Source organism: Paenibacillus sp. FSL K6-2859 (genome assembly GCF_038008265.1).
In the GTDB taxonomy this organism is placed as follows: domain Bacteria; phylum Bacillota; class Bacilli; order Paenibacillales; family Paenibacillaceae; genus Paenibacillus_AQ; species Paenibacillus_AQ nitricinens.
This window is the reverse complement of sequence record NZ_JBBOYU010000002.1, coordinates 345,136-356,175: the sequence shown is the minus strand read 5'-3', so window position 1 is coordinate 356,175 and position 11,040 is coordinate 345,136. Positions and strand designations below refer to the sequence as shown.

12 protein-coding genes are annotated in these 11,040 nt (G+C 39.4%); 1 reads left to right on the top strand and 11 read right to left on the bottom strand.

The genetic code is table 11. The annotated features are described in order from the left end of the window. From MHB64_RS32545 to arsA, 3 genes are all read right to left on the bottom strand, one after another. Window positions 1-374 (bottom strand): MarR family winged helix-turn-helix transcriptional regulator (locus tag MHB64_RS32545; protein ID WP_341136366.1); only part of this gene is annotated, 374 nt, incomplete at its 3' end. A 73-nt stretch (window positions 375-447) separates the two neighbouring features. After that, window positions 448-720, bottom strand: coding sequence for a hypothetical protein (locus MHB64_RS32540; RefSeq protein ID WP_094873117.1), 273 nt, complete (start codon window positions 718-720; stop codon window positions 448-450). Between the two features lie 22 nt (window positions 721-742). Further along, the gene (gene arsA, locus MHB64_RS32535; RefSeq protein ID WP_094878796.1) at window positions 743-2,509 is read right to left on the bottom strand and encodes an arsenical pump-driving ATPase; all 1,767 of its coding nucleotides are present in this window, start codon (window positions 2,507-2,509) and stop codon (window positions 743-745) included. Between the two features lie 276 nt (window positions 2,510-2,785). Here arsA and MHB64_RS32530 point away from each other — a divergent pair, with 276 nt between their 5' ends. Then, the gene (locus tag MHB64_RS32530; RefSeq protein WP_094873120.1) at window positions 2,786-3,238 is read left to right on the top strand and encodes a putative iron-sulfur cluster-binding metallochaperone; all 453 of its coding nucleotides are present in this window, start codon (window positions 2,786-2,788) and stop codon (window positions 3,236-3,238) included. On the opposite strand, the gene MHB64_RS32525 is transcribed toward MHB64_RS32530, so the two are convergent. From MHB64_RS32525 to MHB64_RS32490, 8 genes are all read right to left on the bottom strand, one after another. Further along, window positions 3,213-3,578 (bottom strand): arsenic metallochaperone ArsD family protein, encoded by a 366-nt coding sequence (locus tag MHB64_RS32525; RefSeq protein ID WP_094873122.1) that lies wholly within the window; start codon window positions 3,576-3,578, stop codon window positions 3,213-3,215. The two genes, MHB64_RS32530 and MHB64_RS32525, sit on opposite strands and share 26 nt — an antisense overlap. Before the next feature lie 57 nt (window positions 3,579-3,635). Further along, complete coding sequence (locus MHB64_RS32520; protein ID WP_179281709.1) at window positions 3,636-3,776, bottom strand: hypothetical protein; 141 nt, start codon at window positions 3,774-3,776, stop codon at window positions 3,636-3,638. 246 nt (window positions 3,777-4,022) lie between these two features. Further along, window positions 4,023-5,084: an FAD-dependent oxidoreductase gene (locus MHB64_RS32515; protein WP_094873123.1), complete on the bottom strand. Its 1,062-nt coding sequence runs from the start codon at window positions 5,082-5,084 to the stop codon at window positions 4,023-4,025. Between the two features lie 35 nt (window positions 5,085-5,119). Further along, complete coding sequence (locus tag MHB64_RS32510) at window positions 5,120-5,524, bottom strand: MarR family winged helix-turn-helix transcriptional regulator (RefSeq protein WP_341109554.1); 405 nt, start codon at window positions 5,522-5,524, stop codon at window positions 5,120-5,122. 60 nt (window positions 5,525-5,584) lie between these two features. Then, a complete protein-coding gene (locus tag MHB64_RS32505) occupies window positions 5,585-6,391 on the bottom strand; it encodes a class I SAM-dependent methyltransferase (RefSeq protein ID WP_179281710.1) in 807 nt (268 codons plus the stop codon). A 631-nt stretch (window positions 6,392-7,022) separates the two neighbouring features. Next, window positions 7,023-8,294, bottom strand: a complete 1,272-nt coding sequence (locus MHB64_RS32500) for an IS110 family transposase (protein ID WP_094873128.1) — start codon at window positions 8,292-8,294, stop codon at window positions 7,023-7,025. A gap of 167 nt (window positions 8,295-8,461) precedes the next feature. Next, the gene (locus tag MHB64_RS32495; RefSeq protein ID WP_094873129.1) at window positions 8,462-10,594 is read right to left on the bottom strand and encodes a heavy metal translocating P-type ATPase; all 2,133 of its coding nucleotides are present in this window, start codon (window positions 10,592-10,594) and stop codon (window positions 8,462-8,464) included. Further along, a complete protein-coding gene (locus tag MHB64_RS32490; protein WP_094873130.1) occupies window positions 10,587-10,955 on the bottom strand; it encodes an ArsR/SmtB family transcription factor in 369 nt (122 codons plus the stop codon). The genes MHB64_RS32495 and MHB64_RS32490 overlap by 8 nt, the downstream gene beginning before the upstream one ends. Between the last annotated feature and the right edge of the window lie 85 nt (window positions 10,956-11,040).

The following is an 11,040-nucleotide window of genomic DNA, read 5'->3' as shown; positions in this document are numbered from 1 at the left end:
GTTTGGCGCTCAAACTCATTCATATGCGAAAATACTTCCGTTAAATATGAATTCATTTGTTGATCAATCGTTTCAGCAATAAACTTTCCTTCAACAGTTAGGGAAAGGACATAGATACGACGATCACTAGGATCTGGTGTCTTTTGTACAAGCTTCATTTTAACTAAAGTTTGGATCTGACGGCTAAATGTTGTAATATCTGTTCCAAGTGTATCGGCTACTTGTTGTATGTTAGGATTATGCTGTTTATCTATTTCATATAGGATGTGGCTCTGTATGGGAGAGATATCAATTCCACCCGCTGTACAGCATACTTTATTCAATACTCCGAATCTCCGAGTCATAATCTGAAACATATCCCGCAAATTTTCCAAGTGACTTACCTCCTGTCCTTTCCCTTAGTTATACTTTATTTATTTGCATTATGCAAGTATTACATAATGGAATTTAACAGCAGCTAGATCCTTCATTCAGTATCACTAAATTCCCTTCATCTAAGTCTAAAATAATGTTGTTTAAAATAGTAACTCTCTCTGGCTCTATCACAACTTGAATATCATTAATGGTTTGAATATGATCCTCTATTTTCGCATCATCCAATGCAAGGTTTACATTTGGGTCACAACATCCTGAACTTGTTTGGGATATACGAAGGATCTTTCCTTCATTATCTTTCATGATGTTCTCAATGAATACTTTAGCACTATCCGAAATCTTCATATTCTCTTCCTCCAGGTCATTTTTAGTTTGTTACTAATTGTTTGAGTGCTTGATAACCAATAATCTCTTGATTATGCAATGGAATAACAACGAAATTTCCATCGGATGTGTCTTTCACGCGCTGAATCCATAGTTGTTCTCCCAATGCTCTTGTGTGAAGAATTGGATCTTGGGTATGAGTCATGATCATACTCTGGTTCACAACCCACCACTTTGGTGTAATTCCAGCACGTTGTAGATCCACAGACAGTCGTTCCGCCTCATAAACCGGTGTTGTCTCTGCAAGAGTTACAATGACAATACTTGTTTCTTGTTCATTCCGTAATCGAGGTAATAAGTTTTGAACAGATACAGGGACTTCACCTGAAGAATTTGCAATTTCTTTATGGTAAGATTCCGTAGCATCGAGTAGCAGTAGTGTATGACCTGATGGAGCTGTGTCTATCACGACAATCTCATTGTCCGCACGCTCGACAATATTAGCAAAAGCACGAAATACAGCAATTTCTTCGGTACACGGAGAATTTAGTTCTTCTTCTGCGTAAGCAACACCTTGTTCATCCATAGTTTCACGTGCTCTGTTTAAGACTTCCTCTCTGTATTTTTCAACTTCTTCTTTTTGATCAATTTTACTCATCGAGATGAGTGTCTTAATATCTTCATGCATGACATAATCAAGATGAGCAGCTGGATCCGTTGTTGTTAGATGAACCTTTTTGCCGCGTTCTGCTAATCCAACAGCAATTGCACTCGCCACAGTTGTCTTGCCAACGCCCCCTTTACCCATCGTGAAAACTACTCTTTGATTACGCTCTATAATATCATCAAGAATTGTAGTCAGATGAGGATAATTCACATCCGTTAGTTCTGAGATTTGATCTGGGATGCTTTGCGTTTCGTCGAAAAGTTTGCGCACATTTTCTACACCTGTAATATTAAATGGCACTAGTGGGACAGCCCATGTAGCAAGTGTCTTTAATGCTTCAGGAATGCGGTTTAGAGCTTCTTCTTGACGTGTAGCGAAAGCGGCTGCCGTAGCATCGGATAACATAGGATGATTCAATAACCCGTTAATGATAAGCATTTGGTTACGAATTCCCGTGTCAGCTAACTCTTTTGAAGCACGAGCTGCTTCTTGTAGTGGCGCAGTATCTGCTCTAGTGACAAGCACTAACGACGTTTGCATGGGATCAGATAATACCTTCACCGTTTGTTCGTATACGTCTTTCCGTTCGTTTAACCCAGCGAGTAATCCCATACTTGTGGTTCCTTCTGTACTATCCTCTAAGAACTCATTCCATGCATTGGGTAGTTGAAGCAATCTTAAAGTGTGTCCAGTTGGTGCTGTATCAAAAACAATATGATCGAATTCAGCCTGGATTTTCTTATCCGTTAACAGTGTAGAAAATTCATTAAACGATGCGATTTCTACCGTACATGATCCGGAAAGTTGTTCCTCCATTTGTTGAATGACCACATCAGGGAGCTTTCCACGATAGGGACCAACTACGCTTTCTCTATATTCTTGAGCCGCTTGATCAGGATCCAAATTTGCAACATAAAGATTCTGCACTTCCGGTATTTCCTTGTAATGCATATCTAATTTCGTATTAAATACATCTTGTAAATTGGACGCGGGATCTGTGCTTACCAATAGAACTTTCTTTCCTTGATCTGCTAAAGATATAGCTGTTGCACATGCTGTTGAAGTTTTACCAACTCCACCTTTACCAGTGAAAAATAAATAAGGTGTAATATCAATTTTATTAACATCAAATAATGGAATCATCTGTAGTACCTCCCAGGTTGTTTTAATTATTGGATCTTTTTTAGAAGATTGTTGCTTTTAATTGCGTATGCTACAATAGTACCGGACATTTGTTTGTACAGGGTAAAGAACAATGGGATGCGTTTTGTTATGGAGATTTTAGCGATTTTCCGAAGACGGAAGTGTTTGTATTAAACGGAATGGGAAATATCGTTATCGCCAACGATACTTGTACGTGTAAGGAAGCCAGATTTACACCTATTCGCACATTCAAAACTGTATAAGGAGTGATAAAAAATGGATAGCTGTTGTCAAACATCCACAGAAAAACCAACAATACCTTCTCAATGCCCTGGTTGTCACCAAAAAGGCAAAAGCATTCAAACGATTACGCTCAAAGCATTGCTTCAACCAACAGCGTTAGAAACTATTCACGCTGAATCGACTTACTCTTTTTGCTCTAATTCATCTTGCGAAGTTGTTTATTTTAGCTATGATCAGACCTTTGACAAAGATATGCTCAAAGTATCGGTGTTCCAAAAAGACGATGCGCTGGATGTCCCTGTTTGCTACTGCTTTGGATGGACAAGAGAACGTTTAATAAAAGCTGTTCAAGAAAATCAGTATCCAATTAAACATATACGAGAGCAAGTTCAAGCTAATCGTTGTGGATGTGAGATTAATAACCCACAAGGTGCCTGTTGTTTGGGCAATGTCACTACATTCATTCGGAATCTTGACAAGAGTTAATTTGAATATTCACCGTTTGTTTTTTTAATATCTCTTCGACGGAAATATTGAGCCATTCTGAAAGCTCTTCATTAGATGGGAAATCTTGAGTTTTTACGACTTCCCCATTAACTATTGTGATAGGTAAATTGTTCAAATCAGCATCCATTAGCGTCTTTACTTGTTCATTAGAATTAAATACTTCTGTATGGCTTAGTAAACTATATCTGTTAATGTCATAACCTTTTACAAATAAATTATTAGCAGCTGCAGAGAAACGAATGGAATTCATTTTAGCTTTAGGATCTGTAACGTTGGTTGAACAACATCCCCCTGAATCAAACACATCGATTTTTTTCATGGTAGTGGTCTCCTTTTTCGATTCAAATCAAATGATGTAACGGTAAATCCCAAATAACTAATTCTCATCTGCAGGACAACACCCCTTATCTTCGGGTTCATTACAACATGTTTCTTCATTTTCGATATTCACTTTTCGTTGAACCTTAGCATCTGGACAACAAATTTCATCTGTAAACTTAACTGAGTCATTATTCATTACCTCTCACCTCCTTACAATGGCACGGAATATTATTTGCGTTATGCAAATATATAAAATGAAAAATATACATGATTATCCTACCAATCGACTGAAATAACATAAAAATCGGGCGTTTTATTATCAACTGTTGTTTTCATTATATTATAATTATTTGCAAAATGCAAATATAAAATTAATCAACTCCATTCATCCCAATACATCCATGTATTATTCAAAACTGACTGTATTTGATTAGTTCAGGAGTTATGGTTTTCGAAGGAACCGTGTAATATGTTGTACAACATATTTAGCATCTGCTCCTACACCTCGTATCGTAGCTGACGCAAATGACCGCTGATTCGCTAATCCTACATAATACAGTCCCGGAACTTCTGTGCTCACACCGGCAACATGCTGTGGTCTGCCATCCATAGCAAGCGCACCAGTCTGATGAAGAAACGGAATATTAGGACGATAGCCCGTGGCAAATATCACACTGTCGACGGGTTCCTTATCTCCATTCGCCCAAATGACACCTTCAGGATAAAAACCTGAGAACATTTGTTTTTGATTCGGATTGCCGTTGTCTATTTTCTTACGGTATCCACCAAGGTCGAATACAGAAACGGGACTCGGAGGTTCCTTACCGATTCGATAGAATGGAAATGTATCAACTCCAGTCATTTTCAACCAGAAATGAAGATCAAGCCCTAGAAATCGTTGACGAGTAAATTTGACTGGATGTTGAACAGCTAAAGATACGGTGGCATAATCGGCCAGTTCTACTGCGATTTGAACGCCCGAGTTTCCCCGTCCCACAACGATAACACGCTGCTCGCGAAACGGTTCAGGTCGTTTATATTCGGACGAATGAAGAAGGTTTCCTTGAAAAGACTCAGTTCCAGGAAGATTAGGAATATATGGACGATGAAAAGAACCCGATGCGCTAATAGTCGATTTGGTTCGATATCTCTTGCCATTTAAAGTTATGATATCAAAGCCGCCGTTGACAGCTTCGACTCGTTCCACTTTGCTATTTAACATTAATGGAAGTTTGAACTTCTCAGCGTATACACGTAGATAGGAGATGACCTCATCACGTAACGGGTACTCGTTTGAATCTTTTGGGAAAGCGAAACCTGGTAATGACGAATATCGTGCAGGAGAAAACAACTTAAGGCTATCATAATATTGTGGCCAAGCCCCCCCCGGCTGATCACCGGCTTCCAAGATCATGAAATCCAGTCCAGCCTTTTGCAAATGATAACCGGATGCGAGACCCGCCTGCCCACCACCAATGACAATGGTATCTACAACTTTGGACATTGTTGTTCATCCTTTCTTTTTAACCGAGAATGTAGTTAACAGCAGTTATTCTTATTTAACGCATAGATCAACAGTTCTAGGCTCTCTGTAACCTGCTCCCGTTTGTTCTCCGGTATATCATTCATAATCTTTCCAAAGTATGCATTAAGAACAGCACTAATTTGCTCATTTAAAACCTGTCCCTTGGTTGAAAGCATCAGCTTCACATAACGCCTATTGTTCGGATCAATAATTCTTTCAACCCAATGATCTGCTACTAAGTTATTTACCGTTCTGCTCATGGTGCTTTTATCCAGATTAAGTACATTAGCCAGATCTATGAGTGAGATTTCACCCGCAAGCCCAATTTCCATAATAGCATGGCATTGTCCGATCGTTGCTCCGCAACACATGAGTTGTGTTTTCTCTAGAGCACCAATGTTTTTATCGAAAGCTCTCATTAAATTCCTAAGTAAATCTACATTTTCCATGGTTTCACCTCAATAATGAATAGAGAAATATTACGAACCTTTAACCCCTTTATACAGGCTATATCCTATCTTGCCATCTAGTACAGCTTTAAAAAAAATCTTCTCGTTCTCCATAACCTTAAATACACCTTTAATTCCATGCTTCTGCACAATCCGTTTCAAGGTTATCAGTCTTTCGGGTAAAGTAAGCAGCTTCGAATGATGCTTAACATCTCGATCTTTTCGAACCTTCCAGAATTTTTCCGGTTGTGACCATTCTTCATACTCCGCAATAATGTTGACGACACCCGATTTTCTCAGCATTTCATTCCATTGCTCTAATTCCAAAGGAGTCGTTCCGTACCTTTCAGCTAGTTCTTCCTTCTCATTTTCCGTCACTTGCTTTTTCCAGATGGATTCATGGATCACTACGGTACCACCAGGTTTCACAACACGCACCATTTCATTCAGAACCTGTTCTGAATCATCCGGGATTCCAACCGCACATTCATTAATTACCACATCAAAGGTATCATCACCAAAGGGTAAAGCCTGAGAATCTCCCTGACGGAAGGAGACACAGCCCGTCATACCGGCCAATCTAGCAGAGTTCGACGCGGACTCGATCATTTTTACTGAGATGTCTAATCCAGTCACCTGAACCCCATAGTTCTCTGCATAAAATATTGCTTGAGTTCCTCTTCCACTGGATACATCCAAAACCCGCATCCCCTGTTTAAGCTCTGCAATCTCTGCAGTGCGTTTAGTTAAAGCAAAGCCTCCAGGATGCAGTGTTTCTATTCCACTAATCTCAATGGCATCCTCAATGGTTGGTTGATGTATTCCTTTTCTTTTCATCTTCATCCCTCCCACTAAAATGTAACACACAACTGTTGTATTTTACAACAGTTAAATAAAAAAAGACTATGTCCGTTTGGAAATAGTCTTCACATGGTAGAATTTTATTGATTGTGAAGGGTAAATGTCAGAAGAAAATAATGTTTTAGACTGAAAATTATCAAGACCTAAACTTATGAAAATCAAATAAAATATAGAGTTCTACATATTATGCATGACTAATATGTGGAACCCTTTATGTTTAACTCCCTCGATACGATATAGTTTTCTCACTAATACTCGCTTATTCGCAGGATTTCGCCCGGTGGGTAAGGGGTGAAAGATCAGAAGGGGAACTCCGTGTTAGACTTCGGCAACATGAAGACGCACGGGAATAGTGGGGAACATATCCTGCCCCATATAATTCCATTTACTGCACGCTTTCTCCACGCCTCCCTTGGAGGTTTTCACTCCCATGTCTCAACGGGTCTGTGCCCTCTCATTCCTTCGTTACGCCTGTCCAAGGGGTGGAGGCCGGTCTTGCTATCGTTACGGGTCTGTGCCCTTTGGTTAAATATATCCGGTACTCCGTGCTTTCTTTGAAATCCTGCAAATAAGCCAATACTCGTGCTACGAAACGGTAGGTTATAGGTTAAGCTGCGAGCTGAATAGGCATTGTTTTTGGAGGGTTGTAAGCTTCGCCACTGCGGGCCATCCCTACAAGTATTCGAGCTAACTTTCCACACAGTTTCATAATAGACCTCATTTTCTTCATCTTCTTTACTTGTACATTGTAGGTATGCATGGCTTTAAACTCCGAATTACTTGCTACTAAACTCATGGTCATCATAAAGATGAAACGGCGGAGACGAGATCGTCCTCGTTTGCTAATCTTCATTTGTCCAGTCCATTTGCCTGAACTAGCTTCTGCGAGGTTTAGCCCAGCATGGCGCAGCAAGGCATTGCCGTGCACAAATCCGCTTAAATCCCCTGCCTCACCTAGAATACCGGCTAGTGAAATAACACTTATCCCTTTGACAGCAAGCATGGATTCAGCAAATGGAATACGTTTTAGAACGGCAACAATCTCTGTCTCTACCGTTTTTAGTTGCAGGCAAGCAAGGTCGTACTCATCGAGAAGTTGCTTCAAGTGAAGTTTGTAGGCATGCAATGCTTGCTTAGTGCCAACAGAACGGCTAGCAAAAGAGATAAGAGCTTTGGCCTTTGGTTCACCAGAATGCCGTTTCATAACCGATTTCCAACCTTGCAGGACGTCTTGAGGCTGAAGTTTATACAATTCTTCGGGTGTAGGAAAAAGACGAAGTGTGGCTAGTGAACCTGTACACATGATGTTTTTGAAGACTTGTCGCAGCTCAGGAAAAACAACGTCGACCCAGCGATGGATTTGGTTCTTCGCACTAACGAGTCTCGTTACGACAGAGTCGCGGTTTGAGAGAAAGACACGTAATTCTTCGAAGGCTTCTGGTGTGTTGCGAATGAACAAATAATAGCCGTTTTTGACCATATCAGCGATGACCAGAGCATCCTTTTTGTCGCTCTTGGATGGCGTATTGTCGCGGTTCTCCTTATTTTTTCTCACGAGATGTGGATTGACTAGAACGACTTCAAACTGGCGATCCGAAAGCCAGTTGGATAGGCTAAACCAATAGTGCCCGGTAGGCTCCATACCAACAATAGCCTCCGTTAAAGCGTGTGTGGATTGCAACGTTTGAATCCAACGAAGAAGGAATTGAAAACCCTCTTCATCATTAGAAAAGGATAGAGGATTACCGACCACGATTCCTCGAAAGTTAACAGCACGAGCGACATGCGTTTGCTGAGCAATGTCGATTCCTACGACTAGATGCTGGGCGGTAATTTTTTCAATGAGTTGATTTTGTCTGTCCTGCGATTTAAACTTCATAGTAGAGCGTCCTCCTGGATGATGGGATTTAAAGGGCTATGACCCGTTGCGTACTCCCATCGTACCGAGGCGCTTGTTTTTTTGCAAAGCTGATAATTAACGCTCTACAGGAATGCTATCGTGTCCAGTTAGCTTAATAGATTACTGCCTTGATTACATAATTAAATTTATTCTTTAACTTTCAATAACCTTAAACTGTTTAATGTCACAAGCAATGTTGCCCCCATATCGGCAAATATTGCTATCCATAGCGTTAACCAACCAGGCATAACTAACAGTAATGCCACTATTTTAATTGCTAAAGAGAAGGTAATATTTTGTTTGATGATGACACGAGCTTTGCGGCTTAATTTAATGGTATATGGCAATTTTCTTAAATCATCAGACATTAACGCAATGTCAGCCGTTTCTAAGGCTGTGTCAGTCCCGGCACCACCCATCGCTACACCAACAGTAGAAGCTGCAAGTGCTGGTGCATCGTTTACGCCATCCCCGACCATTGCTACACTATGATGCTTTGCTCGAAGTTCTTTAATAAAATTCAACTTATCTTCGGGTAGTAAATCAGCTTTAATATCAGAAACACCGACTTGTTTTCCAATTGCTGCTGCGGTTCTTTGGTTATCACCGGTCAGCATCACTGTCTCAATTCCCATATAATTTAATTTACTGATGACTTCTTTGGACGATTCTCTCATTTCATCTGCTACGGCAATTAACGACAGAATCTTTATTTTCGTCCCTAACACCATTACAGTTTTTCCTTCTGTTTGCATATGAATAATTTTTTCTTTAATAGAAGTTTCAATCGTTTGATGCAATTCTTCAAAAAGATATGGACTTCCAACATAATACATTTCATTATTTACTTTTGCTTTTACCCCTTTACCTGTTATAGATTGGAACTCTTCAACTGACAGGCTATTAAAATTCAATCCAATTTCTTCTGCTTTTCTCATAATGGCTGAAGCAAGTGGGTGTTGCGATCCTTTTTCTATAGCTGCAGTTACCATCATTAATTCGTTTTCGTTTCCACTATACGTCACGATGTCTGTTACTGCAGGAATACCTTTTGTTAATGTCCCAGTTTTATCAAAAGCAATCGCTTTAAGGGCTCCTGCTTCTTCTAAATGGATTCCACCTTTGATCAAAACACCATTTCTTGCAGCATTTCCTATTGCAGTGACGACGGCAACCGGAGTTGAAACAACTAATGCACACGGACAACCAACCACTAATACAGCTAAACCTTGATAAATCCATTCACTCCAATCACCGCCAAATAGTAATGGAGGAGCAACAGCGATTAACAGAGCCAAGACAACAATAGCTGGTGTATAGTATTTCGCAAATTTATCGACGAACGCTTGAGAAGGTGCTCGTTCTGCTTGAGCTTCTTCAACAAGATGAATAATTTTTGAAAGTGTAGTATCTTCAACTCGTTTTGCTACTCTAACTTCAAGCAACCCTTCTTCATTCAAAGTTCCAGCAAACACTTCATCATCAATTGTTTTTGTTACTGGAACACTTTCACCCGTAATCGCAGCCTGATTTAACGTAGAAGTACCTTTAATGACAACTCCATCCATAGCCAATTTTTGACCAGGCTTTACGATCATAATATCTCCAACTTGAATATCATCAACGTGGATCATCATTTCTTCATTTCCACGACGAATTAACGCTTCTTTTGGAGCAATATCCATCAATGATTCAATAGATTGACGAGCCTTATCCATTGAATAACGCTCTAATGCTTCACTGATAGCGAAAAAAATAACAACTGTTGCTCCTTCACCCCATTCACCAATTACCGCGGCTCCTAAAATAGCAATGGTCATTAACGTATTCATATCGAATTTTAATCTGCTTATGTTTTTTAGACCTTTAATAAATAGTGAATATCCGCCAATTAAAATGGACGCTGCATAACCAATCGTCGGAAGAAGATGATCTTCCCCATATTGCTCTCCTAAAAACCAACTAATAACAAGCAATATAGCTGAAATATACACCTTAATGTTTTCTTTTTGCTTCCAAAATGGTTCACGTTCTACTCTTTGTTCTTTTTCATCGCGAATCTTTAGATTTTCAAATGCTCCAGCTTTTTCTAATTCTGCAATTGTTGTCGTACCTTTAACATAAACTTTAGATGCTCCAAAATTCACTTTTGCATCATGTACACCTGGTAGTTCTTTAACATTATTTTCAAAGATAGCTGCACAGTTTGTACAGGTAAACCCTTGAACCCTATAGGTTTTCATTTCTTGTTCGGATAATTTCGTTTGTTGATCAGACATTTATCTCAACCTCCTTACTATGTGCTAAAGCAATAATGATTAACTGTTTAATGTGTTCATCAACTAATGAATAGAATGCCAACTTCCCTTCTTTTCGATACTTCACAACCCCTTGTTTATGAAGTGTTCGTAAGTGATGAGAAGCATTAGCCACCGTTGACCCTATTATATTTGCTATGTCACAAACACATAGCTCTTCATCCGTACACAATGCATAGGTGATTTTTGCTCTATTTTCATCAGCTATAGCTTTAAACAATTGGGAAACACTAGATATATCAATTGTTTGTAAATCCCCGCGTATTCGAATCACCTTTTCTTCATCGTAACAATAAATCTCACAAGTATCTTTTTTACCCATTTTCTCACTCCATTATCATTCAAGTGTCTGTTTGAATATACTATACTCTTTTTTCGGAAATATTCAAGTGGATACTTGAATGAAA

Excerpts from the sequence above, each read along its gene's own strand:
- MHB64_RS32525 (WP_094873122.1), bottom strand. The coding sequence starts at position 3,578 with ATGAAAAAAATCGATGTGTTTGATTCAGGGGGATGTTGTTCAACCAAC.
- MHB64_RS32540 (WP_094873117.1), bottom strand. The coding sequence starts at position 720 with ATGAAGATTTCGGATAGTGCTAAAGTATTCATTGAGAACATCATGAAA.
- MHB64_RS32510 (WP_341109554.1), bottom strand. The coding sequence starts at position 5,524 with ATGAGAGCTTTCGATAAAAACATTGGTGCTCTAGAGAAAACACAACTC.
- MHB64_RS32490 (WP_094873130.1), bottom strand. The coding sequence starts at position 10,955 with ATGGGTAAAAAAGATACTTGTGAGATTTATTGTTACGATGAAGAAAAG.
- arsA (WP_094878796.1), bottom strand. The coding sequence starts at position 2,509 with ATGATTCCATTATTTGATGTTAATAAAATTGATATTACACCTTATTTA.
- MHB64_RS32495 (WP_094873129.1), bottom strand. The coding sequence starts at position 10,594 with ATGTCTGATCAACAAACGAAATTATCCGAACAAGAAATGAAAACCTAT.
- MHB64_RS32530 (WP_094873120.1), top strand. The coding sequence starts at position 2,786 with ATGGATAGCTGTTGTCAAACATCCACAGAAAAACCAACAATACCTTCT.
- MHB64_RS32515 (WP_094873123.1), bottom strand. The coding sequence starts at position 5,084 with ATGTCCAAAGTTGTAGATACCATTGTCATTGGTGGTGGGCAGGCGGGT.
- MHB64_RS32505 (WP_179281710.1), bottom strand. The coding sequence starts at position 6,391 with ATGAAAAGAAAAGGAATACATCAACCAACCATTGAGGATGCCATTGAG.
- MHB64_RS32500 (WP_094873128.1), bottom strand. The coding sequence starts at position 8,294 with ATGAAGTTTAAATCGCAGGACAGACAAAATCAACTCATTGAAAAAATT.
- MHB64_RS32520 (WP_179281709.1), bottom strand. The coding sequence starts at position 3,776 with ATGAATAATGACTCAGTTAAGTTTACAGATGAAATTTGTTGTCCAGAT.